Here is a 16,256-nt window from a genome sequence, read left to right on the forward strand (position 1 = left end):
TAACGGCCCAAGCGGACCCCTGGCTGACCGGCTTCCCGCCTCGATCAGTGCTGTTTCTGGCGCAATGACTCGACCTCTTCAGCCGTGAGCCAACGCCACTGCCCTGGCGCCAGCGCTGGCGGCAGCGCCAGCCGCCCGATCGACGAGCGATGCAGCCCCTCGACCCGGTTGCCCACCGCCGCCACCATGCGCTTGACCTGGTGGTATTTGCCTTCGGTCAGCGTCAGGCGCAGGTGCAGCGGCGAAACCGCCTCGCAGGCCGCGGCGCGCACGGGCTTCGGGTCATCGTCGAGCACCACGCCGGCCAGAAGTTTCTGCACTTGGGCATCGTCCAGCGGATGCTTGACCGTGGCTTCGTACACCTTCGGCACGTGGTGCTTGGGCGAGCCCATCCGATGGATGAACTGGCCGTCGTCGGTCAGCAGTAGCAGGCCTGTGGTGTCCTGGTCGAGCCGGCCGATGGCCTGCACGCCCTGCACCGCGCCCTTGTTCGGGCGCAGGCGCAAGGGCGATGGCAGCAACGTGTAGATGCTGGGCCAGGTCGAGGGCTTTTGCGAACTCTCGGTACCCGCCGGCTTGTGCAGCATCAGGTAGGCCTTCTCGTGGTACGCCCATTCGGTGCCTTGCACGGTGAAGCGCAGGCCCTCCGGGTTCAGGTCGACGGAAGGATCCGTTTCAGTGGCGCCCTCGATCGACACATGGCCCTGCTGCACCAGCCCGGCACACACGCGCCGGGTTCCGAAGCCCTGGCAATAAAGAATTTCCTGGAGTTGCACGATTCAATGACGGGGACGTTGTGGCGACGCGAGCCATTCGCGCCGAAGCAGCGATTGTTGCCGACGCCGACGAGGCCCGACGGTGCGGCGACAGCGATGACATCGCGTGGCTGCGCCGGAAGTGTCAGCGACCCGATTCAGGCTGCAAGCAATCCCTTGCGACGCAAGTCTTTCAGCGCGAGCGCCACTTGCTGGCTGGCGAACTCGCGCAACAACGACTCATCCTTCAAGGGTTGCTCGTCCTTGATGAACCGGATGCGCCCCGCACGCGCCTCCCCCACAAGATGGTCGGCCAGTGCATCGTGCCCATGACCCCCGTCCAGCAAAGGCAGCAGGCAGCGCTCCAGCGGCGACAACGCAACGCTCTCATGCCACAGGTTGCTGGCCAAGGCATTCGGGCCGGTGTGCAGTGCGAGGCCCGGCAAGTTGCGCACGGCTGGCAACGCGCGCGGCATGTCAGCCACCTTGGCGGCAGCCCCGAACGGACTCCGGCGCAAGCGAACCGCGCCAAGAATCAGCAGTTCCTCCAGCATGGTCATGACGAATGGCTCGACCGTCTCGCGCGGCTCGCCAACGCGCGCAGCCACCTCGCCGAACAACGCTTCGGGCAGGACGGCCGCCGGATAGTGCTGGTCCAGCACCTGCGCCACCGCCTTGTGGACCGGCAGGCGCAACGTGACCTTCTGGTTGCGCAACGCGGTGCAGGGCTGCTCGGGCCCGTTCAGCTTGAGGACGCCGCCATCATCCGGCAGGAACACCCCCGCGTACGCCAGCGCCCGCAGGCGCACCGGATCGAGCCGATAGCGGATCTGCCCCACCCGCTCCTTCTTGACCAGCAGCGTCTGCCGGAACGTGCGGTTGACGATGAAGTCGAGGTACTGCTCCATCATGACCTGGCTGCCCCCGCACTCGCGCAACAGCGGTTCGCGAACCTTCTCGCCGTAGTTCTGCACGAACATCGTGGACGGCTCTGCATCGGCCAGGTAAGCCAGCCCGTGCGAACCGGCACGCTCGACGAACTCCTTGAAGTAGCAAGGCGCGTTGCAGGGCTCCAGGAACTCATGCAGCAGGTAGGTGTCGTTCGCGTTGCGCACGATGGGCATTGCTTCCTCGAGCGTTTTCTCGAGCACGCTGTCCTTCCGGGCCGATTGCTCGAGGAACTCCAGCATGCCCCGCGCGAACGACAGCTTCTCCCCCGGCGCGTCGCGCGGCCCGCCGCGAAGGATCATGGCGTCGCGCACGATTTCGCGCGCCTTCCAGCCCGGATAGACGTTGTAGCTCACATAGGCCACGCCGTTGGGCGCCAGGTTCTCGGCGCACACCCGCAGGATCGCCGACTGGACCGCGGGCGGCACCCAGCTGTAGACGCCGTGGCTGACGATGTAGTCGAACTTGCCGAAGGAAGTGTCGATGTCGTTGATGTCAAAAGCACGCAGCTCGACATTGCCGAGCCCCGCCTGCCCGATGGCTGCAGCGCCCTGGGCAACCTGTACCGGCGAAAGGTCCACACCGATCGCGCTGCCACCCGGATGCCGCGCCGCGAAGGGAATGAGGTTGCCCCCGGACGCGCAACCCAGTTCCAGGACACGGGCACTGGCCGGCGGCTGGGCCTCCAGGCCGAACAGGTAGGCCAGCGCTTCCAGATGCTCCACCGCCGATTGCGGAAAGGGATGCGAGTCGTACGGCACCGCGTCGTAGTACTTCGTGATCGCGTTGGTCAAGTCGTCCGGCATGCGATTTTCCTGGGCAGAAGAAGGACAGGCCAGCAGCGCGCGGGCCCCGGGCAGTGCCGAATATAGCCCTGCAGTGCCTGCGCACCTGCAGGATCGCGCGCTCAAGGCGGCGCGTCAGCGCAGGCTGGCAAGGCAGTTGGCAATCGCGCCCTGCCCGGCCTGCCCGATCCGACCCTCCGGGCCCTCCCGCCAGAACCGCCGGATCAGGGCCACGACCTGGTCCGGCTTCTCTTCATGAACGAGGTGGCCTGCATGCGCGACCATCGCGACGGCTGAATTCGGGACGGCGCGGTGCACCCGGTGCGACTGCGCCGGCGGAACGGCGTGATCTTCCGTTCCCGCGATCAATTGAAGCCGGGTGCGCAGCCGCGGCAAGCTGTCAACGACAGGCGCGACATCCCATCGCGCCATCATCCCCAGCGCCGCGGCGACATGCAACGGGTTGCGCACCAGGCGCGCATAGAGATCCTCCCCACGCGCGTCGAGCCGGGAGCCGGTGCCATGGATGAGTTGGCGCACGACGCTGCGATCGGATGCGCGCCAGGCGAAGAGTCGCGATGCGAGCGAGTTTCTTGCCATCACCTTCGCCGCCGGCGGAAAGACGAGACCCGCCACGCCGGACAACGGCAGGAAGGCACCGTTGATGCTGACCAATGCATCCGGCGAAATACCTTCGTGCAGGCACAACTGCACCGCGATGGCAGCCCCCGCGGAATGCCCGACGATCATCGCCGGCGACAGATGCAGTGATCGCAGCAACGTGGCGAGCAGGCGTGCCATGCCTTGCAGCGACAGCATGGCGGACGGCGGCGCCGCCGTGAAGGCATGCCCCGGCAGATCGATGGCGACACAGCTGAAATCGGGGGCGAATGCTGGCAGCAGGTCACGCCAGGTGTGACTGCTGGCGCCCGTTCCATGGACCAGCAGCAGCACCGGCCCCTTGCCCATGCGCTGGACGTGCCAGCGCAGGCCGCCGACGGCAATGAAGCTGCTGGCCTCCCTGTGCGGCCAATCGAGACCTTCGACGTCCCATCGGAGTGGACGACTCATGGGCCGACACCCTGTGTTCTTCAGCGTCCGCACGCGCCTGTCGCGGCGCGCACGACGCTGGACAGCTGCGAGGCATCGGCGTGAGGCAGCGGGAGATAGATCGCGCCCATTTCGCGCGCGAGTTCGCGGGCCGCATCGTGCGGATGGGCCGAGGTGTCAAGCACGAGCGCCCTGACGCCTGCGGCGCGCACGCATCGCGCCATGCGCAGGGCGTCCGCTGCCGCATCGTGGCGGCCGCCGGTGCCGTCGAGCGCGACGTTGGCGCGACCGTCCGTGAGCCATACGGCGACGGGCGTGCATCCCCGGCGGCGCGTGGCGTCGGCCAGCGCCAGCATGGACTCGATCGCTGTGGCGAGCGGAGTGCCGCCACCGCCCGCCAATCCGGCCAGGCAACGCCTGGCACGTGCCAGCGAGCGTGTCGGCGGCAGCAGCACTTCAGCAGACCGGCCGCGAAACGCGATCAGCGCCACGCGGTCGCGCCGCACATAGCAGTCGGCCAGCAGCAACTCGACAGCGCCTTTCGCCTCGCCCAAGCGATGCAGCGCTGCCGAGCCGGACGCATCGACTGCGAAGAGCGTGGTGGTTTCGCTGCGTTGCTTGAAGCGCGTCAGGCGGAAATCGTCACGACGGACCTGCACGATGCTGGAACCGTTGGGTGTCTCGACCTCGCGCCGGCGCAGCGCTTGCCAAGGCGCCGCGGCGCGCAGCGTCTCCATCAGGTTCAGGCGCGCGCCGCTGCGCGGATGGCCGCGCAGCACACCGTTGGGGCGGCCGCGCGAGCCACCGGCAATGCGAACGCCAAAGCGCCCCTCGCGACGGAGGCGTTGGGAAGTGACGCCGCCGGCAGTCAGCAAGGCGAGCAATCCTGGCGGAAGCACGGCTGAGGCCGCCGCGAGGATGGCGTCCTCCATCGGACGAGATGCGCGCTGCTCGCCTGGCACATCTCCCTCGCCGTCGGCGGACGAGGGCTCGCTGCGATCGCCATGCTCGTCGCCCGCTTCCTGTTCGTCCGCCGCGGTGGGCAGCGTGGTCGCCCTCGGCAACAGCACCAGCCGAGCCGCGACGATGGCGTCCGCCTGGCTCACCACGATGCGGTCATCGAGTGCCGCGTGCGCCCGGGCCGCGCGGATTGCCAATATGGGTGCGCGGAGCGAATCGATGCCCAGTGCCAGGGCCGCAGCGCACAGCGCCTGCCGCATCGCGTCGTCGGCCACGACCTGCGGCAACAAGGTGCGCGCGCGGGCGACGCCGCTGCGTGTCCAGGCGGCCGCTGCCGCGCAGTGATCGCCATTCGCCCCCGGCTGGATCTCGATGCGACCTGCGAGGCGATCGAGCAGCCTGTCGGGCGCCCGTTCTTCGTCGCCGCTGCCTTCGTCCAATGCGATGACACCGATGCGCACCGTCCTGCGATCACTCGCGCCATGCCGCTCGATACCGATTTCCTGCGTATCGAGCACGGCTGCAACAAGCGCAGCGGTCCGTGGCTCGATCCGCTCGGCCATGCCCAACACGACGATGCCGCCGTCGGACTCGGCGAGCAATCCTTGCTGGTGAATGGGCCGACCGGCTGCCAGCGTCGCCGCGAGATCGAGCGCGCCGAGCAGGCGGTCTTCCTGGATCCCCAGCGGCACGCGACGCAGCGGCGCCCCCTCGGGCAGCAACCCGGCGACCTGGCGAAGCCAGGCATCACGCCGGGGCCCCGCACCACCGCGCAGAACGACGCCGCCAAGCCCGCAGGGATCGACACACATCAGCGCGGCCATCGTTGTGGCATCAGCGGCGGCATCGGCAGCGGCGCCAACGCTGGGCGCGTCGAAGTTCATAGGCCCAGCAACTCCTCGACTGCCTTGCCGACGCGCACCGTCGAACCGGTCTCGTCCAAGGGATTGCGACGCAGCCGATGGCGCAAGGCCGAGGGTGCGACACGGCGCAGATGGCTGATCGCGACTGCCTCGTCGCCCTCCAGCGCAGCCATCGCCCGCGCCGCGCGGATCAACGTCAACTCACCTCGCAGTCCATCCGTTCCAAGACTGATGCAAAGACGCGCAGCGCACTCCAGGACCGCATCGGACACGCTCACCTGCCCGATGCGTGCCCTGCCATCGACGATCCTGCGGCGAACCCGCGCTTCCTCGGGCGCCCACTTGCGCAGGAACGCGGCCGGGTCGTGGTCGAAGGCATCGCGGCGCTTGATCACTTCGACGCGCGCGGCCAGTTCGCGCGGCGTCGTCACCTCCACCGACAGGCCAAAGCGGTCCAGCAACTGGGGGCGCAATTCGCCTTCCTCGGGGTTGCCGCTGCCAACGAGCACGAAGCGCGCGGGATGCCGCACGCTGAGGCCTTCGCGCTCGAGTACGTTTTCACCCGACGAAGCCACATCGATCAGGAGATCGACCAGATGATCTTCCAGAAGGTTCACTTCATCGATGTAAAGAAAGCCCCGGTTGGCACGCGCGAGCAGTCCTGGCTCGAAGGCTTTCACGCCCTGCGACAGCGCCCGCTCCAGGTCCAGGGCGCCGACGACACGGTCCTCTGTGGCGCCCAGCGGCAGGTCGACCACCGGCACCGGGACGAGTGCCGTCCGGCGCGCCTTGCCTTCCTGCTTTTGCGCCGCGCAGTGTTCACAAGCCGCGCCCGACGCATCCGGCGCGCAGTGGTACGCGCAGCCGATGACCGCACGCATCTTCGGCAACAACGCGGCCAGCGCACGCACCGCCGTGGATTTTCCGGTGCCCCTGTCGCCGAAGACGAGCACTCCGCCTACGCCGGGATCGACCGCGGCGATCAGGATGGCCAGCTTCATTTCGTCTTGGCCGACGATGGCTGAGAAAGGAAAGACCACGACAGCACTCCAATCCTGATTCAATCGCTCCACTTCTGGAGAGTGTCATGTATTCTAGACACATTAAAGTGTCAGACTAAATATGTACGTTCAAATCAGACGACCATAACAAAGGACAACATATGAGCAACCCAAGTCGCAGGGCTTTCGTGGTGAGCATGGTGGCCTCCGGCACCGCACTCGTCGCGACGCAAGCCTCGGCCCAGGCAGCCGCACCCGTGACCGAAACCGATCCCCAAGCGGTGGCCCTGGGCTTCAAGACCGACACCACGAAGGTCGACCAAGCCAAGTACCCCAACCACAACCCGACCCAGATGTGCAGTAGCTGCCAGCTCTACCAGGGCAAGCCGGCCGACGCGACCGGACCCTGCATGTTGTTTGCAGGGAAGGTCGTGGCCGGCAAGGGTTGGTGCAGCGCCTGGGTCAAGAAAGCCTGACAAAGAAACCCGCCCCGGAATGCGCCTGCGGCGCCGGGGAAACCGCCAGGGGCGGCTTGCTCTTGCGGGCCGTCCAAGCCTGCGCGGGCAGGCTCGGAGCTGCAGCCCGCGCGGTTCGACTGCCGCGATGCGCGTGGTGTCGACACCTGCCTCGACGGCTGCGCGTCGTGCCATCGGGGTGGTCGGCGAGGGCCTGCCTTGCGCGCGAGTTGCCCTGGAACACAGCGGCTCTGTGATCCGCATCTACCGGGAGCTTCTGGTTTGCAGGAACTTGCCACGATGGCGCTGGACGCCTTCAGGATGTCCTGGCCCGCCGCCAGTCCGTGCGACCGCGACGCCAGCGCCGCCAGATGTCTGCGGCGTGCGCCAAGCCCGCGGCCAGCAAGCACATCGCCGTCCACATCATGTGCTGGTCGCGCACCACGCAGCGCAGCGCGAGCATCAGGCAAAGCCCGGCAACCACGTTCACGAGGAAGTCGGCAGGCCCGACGCCCGCTCCGGTGAGCCTGTGAAAGGCAAGCAACGCCGCACACTCCAACAGCGTGAGTGCGATCACACCATCCACGAGCAGGGGCAGGCAGATGTCCATGACACGAACTGATCGCTAACCGAACGGTCCATTGAGCCGCACGGTCTGCCAGTTGAGCGCAGCAGCGGTCGCCACCCAGAGCAGATAGGGCACCAGCATCCACGCCGCTGTCTTTGCAAAGCGCGCCAGCAGCACGATCAGCGCCAGCACCGAGAGCCAGAGAAAGGGCACTTCATACAGCGACCAGTCCGGCCGGTGCAGCCGAAAGTACAGCAGGCTCCAGAACACGTTGAGAAAGCCGTTCAGCGCGAACAGCATCAGCATGCGCTCACGTTCCACGCGCGACGGCGCGCGACGCCAGCCGATCACGCCCGCTGCGGCGGCCAGTGCAAAGATCGTTGTCCATATCGGCCCGAAGACTGCATCGGGGGGCTTCCACGAAGGCTGCCGGAGGCCACGGTACCAGGGACCGAGGTCGGTCATCAGCATGCCGAGGATGGCAACGAAGATGGCTGCACCCGCCGCGACCAGCACCGGCTTCCAGAGGCGTGCGCGACGCACAGCGGTCATCGACGGACCTCCGCGCGGTGCCGGGCGGTGCGAATTGGCTTGGAGTGGTCCGACGAGGCGTTCATACCCGCGCCATCCCCAGCAGGTGCGCAATGTCCTTGAAGAAGATGCGCACATGCGCCATCGGCTTCTTGCGCGTCAGCTCCTTGTTCATGTACGACTCGAAGGTCAGTTGCTGCACGTCACGGTCTTCGCAGATCTTGACGAAGCGCTCGCGCCGGCGATCGCTGGAGTACCAGAACCATTGCATGACCCCGAGCACACGGAATACGGTGCCATGTGCCTTCATGAAGCGTTGTCGCGCCAGCTTGAGGCAAGTCGCGGGCTGGCCTTGCAACAGTTGCTCGACGGCCTCGGCCGCCAACCGGCCGCCGGCCATCGCGTAGTAGATGCCCTCCCCCGATGCCGGTGCAACGACGCCGGCTGCATCGCCCGCCAGTACCACGTCACGGCCGTTGTCCCAGCGCGCCAGCGGCTTCATCGGTAGCGGCGCGCCTTCGCGTCGCAAGGTCTCGGTGTTGGCCAGGCCTGCAGACGTGCGCAGGCTGCCGACCGCTCCGCGCAGGGAGAAGCCCTTGTCGGCGCTGCCGGTGCCGATGCTGAGCGTGTCGCCGTGCGGAAAGATCCAGCCGTAGAAGTCCGGCGACAGCGCGCCCTGGTAGTACACGTCGCAGCGCGAACCGTCATAGCCGGCGGGCTGGATGGCCGGGGCCTTGACGATCTCGTGGTACGCGAAGACATGGCGCATGTCCTTCGCGCCGGGGATCGCCTGCGCAGCAATCCTGGAGCGCGCGCCGTCCGCACCGATGACGCTGCGCGCGCGCACGCTGGCCGGTTGCGGATCACGGTCGCGGGCGTCGGTGCGCGCGAGGTAGTGCACCCGGCTCATGCCATCGTCGTCTTGCGACAACCGCTCGAAGGAGCCAATGCGCCGCACCGCGCCGCTGGCCGCGGCACGCTCGCGCAGCCATTCGTCGAACACATGCCGGTCCACCATGCCGACGAAGCCGTTGTCGATCGGGATGTCGACGCACTTGTCGCTGGGCGCGACCATGCGGGCCGACCGGGCCTTGGCCACCAGCAGGTCGTCGGGGATCTCGAAGTCCTTGATGAGGCGAGGCGGGATTGCGCCACCGCAGGGCTTGGCACGGCCGGCGCGGTCGAGCAACAGCACCGAACGACCCTTGCGCGCCAGGTCTTGCGCGGCCGTCGCGCCAGCCGGCCCTCCGCCGACCACGACCACATCGAAGGTTTCGACGGCGCATGAGACCGGGTCTGCGCCATTGGCTGTCGCCCGTGGCAGGGTCTGTGCATTCATGGCGTCACCTCGCTTCCAGTCCAACCACGCCGGCCCGCAAGGAATCGGATGGGTGCACCGGCGCGCGCCCCACCTTCGCGGCCAACCCGGCCGCCACCAGGAACAACAAGGCCTCGCCGGCAAACACCGCGGCATAGGCCAGGCCTGGCGTGCCGATAAAAGCCCGCGCAATGTCGCTGGCCGCGGTGCCGACGATTCCGCCGAGCCCGAAAGCCACCGCTTGCGCAGCGCCCCACAGGCCCATGCGCACGCCCTCGCGCGCACTGCGCCCTTCGCTGGCGAGCTTCATCATCGCGGCGATGGCTGCGATCGAGAACGCGCCGTTGGCAGCGCCCAGCAGGAACACGTTGGCCTTGAACGGCCACTGCGGCCCGACCATCCCCGCCGCCACCAGCCCCAGCAAGGCCACGGCCGACACGATGCATCCGCCAATCTGCCAGGCCTGCAAGGAGCCGAAGCGCCTGCCGCCCCGGCCGCGGCCAGCGAACGCCGCGGCCAGCATGCCGAGCAGCACGCCGCCATGCTGCGTGCCCGACAAGCGCGTCGACTCACCGGGCGTGAAACCCAGCGCCGAGCCGGCGAAGGGCTCCAGGATCAGGTCCTGCGCGCTGTAGGCGAGCATCGAGATGAAGACGAACAGCGTGAAGCGGCGCGCAGCGGGCTCTGCCCAGACTTGCGCAAGCGCCTCGCGGAAACGCACCCCGCCTGCCGCGAGGTGCCCGGAGGTTTGCGCAGGCGCATCGGAACGCGCTGCCGCCTGCACAGCTGGCACGCCTCGCGAATCTCCTTCCAGCCTGAACATCGCGATGCAGGTCACCACCAGCGCGATCACCGACACGCCAGCAGCGATCGCCACCAGCCTTTGCGGCGAATAGGGATCGAGCAACGAGCCCGCCACGCCCGCCGTCACCGCAAAGCCCGCGATCATCATCAGCCACACCGCGGTCGCCGCCGAGGCACGCTGCGACGCGGCCACGCGCTGCGCGAGCAGCACCAGCAGCGAGGTACCGCTCGCACTCACACCGATGCCGATCATCAGGAACGCGATCACCGAAGCGACGATGCCGGCCACCTCATGCTGGCCCATCAGCGCCGTCGCGCCGGCCGCCGCCACGCCCCCGGCCGCCAGGAGCGCCATGCCCCCGACGATCCACGGCGTGCGCCGCCTCCCCATGTCCGAGCCATGCCCCATGCGCGGCCGCAGCACCTGCACGAGGTAGTGCATTGCGACGAGGCAACCGGGCAGCAGCGCCGGCTGCGCGAGTTCCACCACCATCACGCGATTCAGCGTCGACGTGGTCAGCACCACCACCGCGCCCAGCGAGGCCTGCACCAGGCCGAGCCTGAGGATCGCGCGCCAACCGAAGTCGGCCTTCATGCCGCGCTCCCCCCGCTGCGCAGTGCAAAGGCGCTGATCATCATGCCGCTCACGAACACCGGCACGCCGAAGCCGCTGTACCAGAGCGCGCGCTGCGTGACGCTCTCCAGGAACCGGTCCATCAGGATGAGCTGCAACACGAGCAGCAGCGCGATCGCGACCGCATGGCCCGGCCGCTGCCACTGCACCAGCAGCAGCACGACCACGAGCTGCGGCAGCGCCATGAACCAGCAGGCCACGCGCCCGGCACGCTGCACGCCGAGTTGCACCGGCAGCGAGCGCACGCCCATCCTGCGGTCGCCTTCGACGGCCTTGAAGTCGTTCAGCGTCATGATCCCGTGCGCGCCGATGCTGTAGAGCAAGGCCAGCAGCAGCGAGCGGTTGCCCGGCATCGCGCCGCCGGCCATCACCGCGGCGCCCGTGGTCCAGGCCAGGCCTTCGTAGCAGAGGCCGCAAGCAGCGTTGCCCCACCAGCCGTTCTGCTTGAGGCGCAAGGGCGGCGCGCTGTAGGCCCAGGCGAGCAGCAGGCCGACAACCGCGGCGATGAAGGCCCAGCGCCCGAGGAATGCGGCCCAGACGAGCGACAACAGGGTCCAGAGGATGGCGACGTAGAGGCCCCAGCGCCCCGGCATGCGCCCCGACGGAATCGGCCGCTGCGGCTCGTTGATGGCATCGACATGGCGGTCGAACCAGTCATTGACGGCCTGGCTGCTCGCGCACACGAGCGGACCGGCCAGCACGATGCCCAGAATGGCAATGAGCCAGTGCCCTTGCATCGCGACACCGGAGGCGATCACGCCGCAGGCGAAAGCCCACATCGGCGGGAACCAGGTGATGGGCTTCAGCAGTTCGGCGACGGCGGACAAGGCTGGACGTGCCATGCCACGAGTTTGTGGCGTGACGCACAATACTGTCAACCAAGATTTACACTCGACAAGCAGTCGAGCGAGGGGTCAGTCGCCCTACTGCTTCTCGCTCTCGGGCGTGAGTTCGCCCAGGCCGTAGCGGCGCATCTTGACGTACAGGCTCTGGCGCGACATGCCCAGCATCTCGGCTGCCGCGGCGCGGTTGTCGCGCGTCAGGTCGAGCGCGGCTTCGATGCACAGCTGTTCGATCATGTCGGTGGTCTCGCCGACGATGTCCTTCATCGGCACCCGCCCGACCAGCTCGGACATCTGCCCTGCCGAGCGCGGCAGTTCCTTCACGTTGCGCGTGTCGGTGCCCTGCCGGCGGCTCACATCGCGGATCGTGAAGCCAAGGTAGGCCTCGTCGTTGTCGCGCACCAGGTTGGCGGAAATCTCGACATCGGTGACCAGGCCGTGTTCGCAGCGCAGGCTGGTCGGGAAGAGTCGCAAGGACCCGCGCTGGCGCAGCGTGGAGATGAGCACGCTGAGTTCGACACCGGTGCGACCCACCCAGCGCCCGAGCGACTCGGCACGCACCTGCTCTTCGGTGGCGAGTTGCACCAGCTCCACGAAGGCGTCGTTGGCCGAGATGATCTGGCCGTTGATGTCGGTGACGACGATGCAGTCCGGTGCGCTCTGCACCAGCTTGAGCAGCACCGCATTGGCGTTGGCGCGGTCCGGCGCCACGGCCTCCACCGCCACGCGCGACAGCCGCACCACCAGCAACGCGCCGTTCTCCTGCCGGAACACCGAGCCGGCGATCGTGACCTCGCCGCCATCGACCACATGCGCGCGGACGTCGTCCGAGCGGCCGTTGGACCGCAGCGCGGCCAGCAGGCCCTGCACGGCGGCGATGCTGCGTGCCTCCAGCCCGATCGGAAAAGTCGCGCCGATGAGTTTCCGGACGTTGTCACCGAAGAGCTGCACCGCAGCAGGGTTGGCCTCGACGATCTTCTGCGTCGATGCATCCACGATCAGCACCGCATCGGACACGGTCTGGAACAGCTGCCGGTAGCGAGATTGCGCGTCACGCAGCTTCCACTGGTCGTGCAGCGCTTCCTGCTGCGCATCGACCACGCTCTGCTGCAACGCGGTGGTGTTGCGCAAGTCGCGGCTGAAGACCACGGTGCGGCCGACGGTGCGATAACGCGCCGCGTCGCGCAGCTTGATCGCAGCGCTGCTCAGGTGGAGTTCGCGCCCCTTGCGGGCGGCATAGCTGAGGTGGCGCCACTCGACCGGGCCATCAGCCTCGGCATTGCGCAGCAGGGCTTCCGCCTTGGCGCGGGAGTCTTCGCGCACAGTCTGCACCCAAGGCTTGCCGACCCAGTCTTCGCAGCCTTCGTTGTCGAGCGTGTTGCCGCCGAGCGCAAGGTCGCGGACCACGCCGTCGGCATCAAGGATCAGTACGACGTCGGCCACGGTGCCGACAAGCTGGCTGACAGCACGAGCGTCCAGGTCGCTGAGGTGCTTGGCGGGAGCCGCAAAACTCTTCATGGCAGGAAGGCGGTTCTCGCATTGGTGTTCAAGGGTGGCTTTCTGGTCCTGATGGGGGCGTCATCGGTTGGCGCGCACTGCAATCAAACGCTCGGCATGCGCCGGCGCCTGCTTCCCGTCGAGGCCGCATGCATCGGCGCCGACGAACTTTACACGCTCGGGATGCCCCGCAAAGATCGGGCCACCCACCAATACGCCGACCTGCTTGTTGCGCGATGCCTCGCGCAGGTCGCGGATGCAACGGCGCAACGGTTCGAGCCGGGTTTCGCTGCCGGCCGACAGCCCGATCACGTCGAACCACTCGGTCTGCGTGAGGTCCAGGGCGGGCGTGCCGTGCAGGTTGCCGCCGCAATCGACCTCCCAGCCCGCGCTGTGGAAGAACTCGGCCACCATCGACAGCCCGAAGGTCTGGTGCTCGCCACAGGCCGGCATCAGCAGCACGCGGCGCGCATTGCTGCGCAGCCCGCGCTCGGCGCCGCGCATCGACAGGCTCACCTCGTGCAGCAGGCGCTGCAACCGGGCCAGCCCGAGCGTCACGTCGGTGAACTCGCAAAGGTCCTGCGACCAGAGGTAGTTGAGGTGCTGCGCCGAAGGCGCCAGCAGGTCGAGGTAGAGAGTCTCGACCGACATGCCGCGCTGCACCAGCATGTCGATGAAGGCCTGGGCCGCCACCTGCTCGCGTGCCAGCAGCAACTGGACGAAGTTCTCGACGTCCTGCGGGCTGGGCGGTGGACACGTGCCCTCTGCCGCCGGACGCGGTGACGGCGCCGCGCGGTGCACGTTGACCAGGCGGGGGATGATGTCGACCTCGAGCGTGCGAGCCAGCCGGGTGTGCCGGTCCTGCGCTTCGCGGCGGTCGATGGGCGGGCGATTCCAGTCGGCCGAGTCGGCGTGGGCCGATGCCCAGTGGCCATCGGGTGGCCGTTGATTCAAACCATCTGTATCCAACGCTTCTCGCGCCAGTCGGGGCATGGTGTGTCTCCTGGGGCTCGTTTTTTTACCCGCGCCGGTGGACTCGGGCGCCGCATCATGAACCGTGCGAGCGGCGCTGTCGACCCCGAGTTTTCCGGATGGGGAATCCGACGAACGGCGTTGGACGGGCAGGCCTTTTCTGGCGAACAGCGGCAACACGTTGCTCGCAAGCGAGCCATCGCCCGCGGTCGGGCCCGGTCTTGGCGCTGCAGCAGTGTCTTCGGGATCCTGCATGGCTGTGGCGTGGTGTTCCGGCTCACGAGTGAACGGGCGGATGATCTTCCGCTGGCGGGAGACTGTCAATTTATATTTACGTCCAACTTAGTTGACACACGCGGCCGGTCGATCTAGATTGCCCGACATGCACAGCACGACTGCCAGTCGGCCCCGTGACCGCCACCTCCCGCCGCAACGCGCCGAGAGGATTGCGCGCCCGCTCTACACGCCCGAAGAGCGGCGCCGGCGCGATGCCTCGGGCTGGACGCTGGTGCAGGGCGTGCTGGCGCCGGTGCAGTTCCTGATCTTTACGGTGAGCCTGGTGCTGGTGCTGCGCTACCTCGTCACCGGCGAGGGGCACACGGCGGCCGTGGTGTCGGTGGTGGTGAAGACGCTGGCGCTCTACGCGATCATGGTGACGGGGTCGATCTGGGAGAAGGTCGTCTTCGGCAAGTACCTTTTCGCTCCCGCCTTCTATTGGGAAGACGTGTTCAGCATGCTGGTGCTGGCGCTGCACACGGCCTACCTGGCCGCGCTGGCGACCGGGTTGCTGGCGGACAGGCCGCTGATGTACCTGGCGCTGGCGGCGTATGCGACCTATGTGATCAACGCCACGCAGTTCATCCTGAAGCTGCGGGCCGCGCGGCTCGACATGGCCCGGCAGGCGCGCAGCGCGGACCTGGGCGGCGAGGTGGCCGCATGAACGCGCGAGCAGACGCCGACCTTGCGCTGCGGGCGCCGGTCATTCCCATTCGCGAGATGCCGCGGGCTGACGGCTGCGGCGATGCGCCGGTCCTGCGCGAACGTGGCCAGCGCGAAGTGTTCTGCGGGCTGACCGGCATCATCTGGCTGCATCGGAAAGTGCAGGACGCGTTCTTTTTGGTGGTCGGCTCGCGCACCTGCGCGCACCTGATCCAGTCGGCCGCCGGCGTGATGATCTTTGCCGAGCCGCGCTTCGCGACCGCCATCATCGACGAGCGCGACCTTGCGGGTTTGGCGGACGTCAATGAGGAACTGGACCGCGTCGTGACCCGGCTGCTGGAGCGGCGGCCCGACATCAAGCTGCTGTTCCTCGTGGGCTCCTGCCCTTCGGAGGTGATCAAGCTGGACCTTTCGCGTGCGGCGCTGCGGCTGTCGGGCACCTTCTCGCCGCGCGTGCGGGTGCTGAGCTATTCCGGCAGCGGGATCGAGACCACGTTCACGCAGGGCGAGGATGCGTGCCTTGCGTCGCTCGTGCCCGGCTTGCCTGGCGAACAGCTCTCGGCTGCGCCTTCGCTGATGGTGGTCGGTGCGCTGGCCGATGTGGTGGAGGACCAGTTCTCGCGGCTGTTCGCGCAGCTTGGCATCCCGGTGCAGTTCTTCCCGCCGCGTCGTGCGGACGCCATGCCGCGCGTCGGCCCGAACACGCGCTACCTGCTGGCCCAGCCCTTCCTGGCCGACACGGCGCGCGGGCTGGAGGAACGTGGCGCGCGGCGGCTGCCTGCGCCCTTCCCCCTCGGCGTCGAAGGGACGACGCGCTGGTTGCGTGCGGCATCGGATGCCTTCGGCGTTCAGGCCAGCACCTTGGATGCGGCCACCGCAGCACCGCGCGAACGGGCCACGCAAGCCCTCGCGCGCCAGCGCACGCTGCTGGCTGGCAAGCGGATCTTCTTCTTCCCCGATTCGCAACTCGAAGTGCCGATCGCGCGCTTCCTTTCGCGCGAACTGGGCATGCAACTGACGGAAGTCGGCTCGCCCTACCTGCACCGCCAGCACCTGGCCGAGGAACTCGCGCTGCTGCCGACCGGCACATCGCTGTCCGAAGGCCAGCACGTCGATCGCCAACTCGACCGCTGCCGCGCCCTAAAGCCCGACATCGTGGTCTGCGGCCTCGGCCTGGCCAATCCGCTGGAGGCCGAGGGCATGACAACCAAGTGGTCGATCGAACTGGTGTTCACGCCGATCCAGGGCTACGAGCAGGCCGCCGACCTGGCCGAGCTCTTTGCCCGCCCGATGGTGCGCCGCCTGCGGCTGGCCGCATAGCAAAGGAGGCCACG

At 67.9% G+C, this 16,256-nt stretch carries 15 protein-coding genes; 3 read left to right on the forward strand and 12 right to left on the reverse strand.

Annotated elements, in window-relative coordinates:
* Positions 1 to 44: 44 nt before the first annotated feature.
* From WKW82_RS19340 to bchI, 5 genes are all read right to left on the reverse strand, one after another.
* Complete coding sequence (locus tag WKW82_RS19340) at positions 45 to 776, reverse strand: 16S rRNA pseudouridine(516) synthase (protein ID WP_340343939.1); 732 nt, start codon at positions 774 to 776, stop codon at positions 45 to 47.
* 137 nt (positions 777 to 913) lie between these two features.
* On the reverse strand, positions 914 to 2,509 hold the full coding sequence (locus WKW82_RS19345; protein WP_340343940.1) for a methyltransferase regulatory domain-containing protein: 1,596 nt from the start codon (positions 2,507 to 2,509) through the stop codon (positions 914 to 916).
* Between the two features lie 114 nt (positions 2,510 to 2,623).
* Positions 2,624 to 3,559 carry an alpha/beta fold hydrolase BchO gene (bchO, locus tag WKW82_RS19350; RefSeq protein WP_340343941.1) on the reverse strand — a complete coding sequence of 312 codons (936 nt, stop codon included), beginning with the start codon at positions 3,557 to 3,559 and terminating at the stop codon, positions 2,624 to 2,626.
* Between the two features lie 20 nt (positions 3,560 to 3,579).
* Positions 3,580 to 5,382: a magnesium chelatase subunit D gene (locus WKW82_RS19355; protein WP_340343942.1), complete on the reverse strand. Its 1,803-nt coding sequence runs from the start codon at positions 5,380 to 5,382 to the stop codon at positions 3,580 to 3,582.
* Positions 5,379 to 6,401 (reverse strand): magnesium chelatase ATPase subunit I, encoded by a 1,023-nt coding sequence (gene bchI / locus WKW82_RS19360; RefSeq protein WP_340343943.1) that lies wholly within the window; start codon positions 6,399 to 6,401, stop codon positions 5,379 to 5,381. The genes WKW82_RS19355 and bchI overlap by 4 nt, the downstream gene beginning before the upstream one ends.
* A gap of 122 nt (positions 6,402 to 6,523) precedes the next feature.
* On the opposite strand from bchI, the gene WKW82_RS19365 reads away from it, so the two are divergent.
* On the forward strand, positions 6,524 to 6,838 hold the full coding sequence (locus tag WKW82_RS19365) for a high-potential iron-sulfur protein (protein WP_340343944.1): 315 nt from the start codon (positions 6,524 to 6,526) through the stop codon (positions 6,836 to 6,838).
* A gap of 295 nt (positions 6,839 to 7,133) precedes the next feature.
* Here WKW82_RS19365 and WKW82_RS19370 read toward each other — a convergent pair whose 3' ends face one another.
* The 7 genes from WKW82_RS19370 to WKW82_RS19400 all read right to left on the reverse strand — a co-directional run bounded on the left by WKW82_RS19370 (position 7,134) and on the right by WKW82_RS19400 (position 14,004).
* A complete protein-coding gene (locus WKW82_RS19370; protein ID WP_340343945.1) occupies positions 7,134 to 7,427 on the reverse strand; it encodes a hypothetical protein in 294 nt (97 codons plus the stop codon).
* 15 nt (positions 7,428 to 7,442) lie between these two features.
* On the reverse strand, positions 7,443 to 7,937 hold the full coding sequence (locus WKW82_RS19375; protein WP_340343946.1) for a TspO/MBR family protein: 495 nt from the start codon (positions 7,935 to 7,937) through the stop codon (positions 7,443 to 7,445).
* A gap of 61 nt (positions 7,938 to 7,998) precedes the next feature.
* Positions 7,999 to 9,255 (reverse strand): geranylgeranyl diphosphate reductase, encoded by a 1,257-nt coding sequence (locus tag WKW82_RS19380; protein ID WP_340343947.1) that lies wholly within the window; start codon positions 9,253 to 9,255, stop codon positions 7,999 to 8,001.
* A gap of 4 nt (positions 9,256 to 9,259) precedes the next feature.
* Positions 9,260 to 10,633 (reverse strand): BCD family MFS transporter, encoded by a 1,374-nt coding sequence (locus WKW82_RS19385; RefSeq protein ID WP_340343948.1) that lies wholly within the window; start codon positions 10,631 to 10,633, stop codon positions 9,260 to 9,262.
* The gene (gene chlG, locus WKW82_RS19390) at positions 10,630 to 11,514 is read right to left on the reverse strand and encodes a chlorophyll synthase ChlG (RefSeq protein WP_340343949.1); all 885 of its coding nucleotides are present in this window, start codon (positions 11,512 to 11,514) and stop codon (positions 10,630 to 10,632) included. The genes WKW82_RS19385 and chlG overlap by 4 nt, the downstream gene beginning before the upstream one ends.
* 81 nt (positions 11,515 to 11,595) lie before the next feature.
* A complete protein-coding gene (gene ppsR / locus WKW82_RS19395; protein ID WP_340343950.1) occupies positions 11,596 to 13,032 on the reverse strand; it encodes a transcriptional regulator PpsR in 1,437 nt (478 codons plus the stop codon).
* 60 nt (positions 13,033 to 13,092) lie between these two features.
* Complete coding sequence (locus tag WKW82_RS19400; RefSeq protein WP_340343951.1) at positions 13,093 to 14,004, reverse strand: cobalamin B12-binding domain-containing protein; 912 nt, start codon at positions 14,002 to 14,004, stop codon at positions 13,093 to 13,095.
* 361 nt (positions 14,005 to 14,365) lie between these two features.
* Here WKW82_RS19400 and bchF point away from each other — a divergent pair, with 361 nt between their 5' ends.
* Together bchF and WKW82_RS19410 are read left to right on the forward strand one after the other, a co-directional pair.
* The gene (gene bchF / locus WKW82_RS19405; protein ID WP_340343952.1) at positions 14,366 to 14,923 is read left to right on the forward strand and encodes a 2-vinyl bacteriochlorophyllide hydratase; all 558 of its coding nucleotides are present in this window, start codon (positions 14,366 to 14,368) and stop codon (positions 14,921 to 14,923) included.
* The gene (locus tag WKW82_RS19410; RefSeq protein WP_340343953.1) at positions 14,920 to 16,242 is read left to right on the forward strand and encodes a ferredoxin:protochlorophyllide reductase (ATP-dependent) subunit N; all 1,323 of its coding nucleotides are present in this window, start codon (positions 14,920 to 14,922) and stop codon (positions 16,240 to 16,242) included. The genes bchF and WKW82_RS19410 overlap by 4 nt, the downstream gene beginning before the upstream one ends.
* The last annotated feature ends 14 nt before the right edge of the window (positions 16,243 to 16,256 follow it).

This window comes from Variovorax rhizosphaerae, assembly GCF_037889975.1.
In the GTDB taxonomy this organism is placed as follows: domain Bacteria; phylum Pseudomonadota; class Gammaproteobacteria; order Burkholderiales; family Burkholderiaceae_C; genus Variovorax; species Variovorax rhizosphaerae.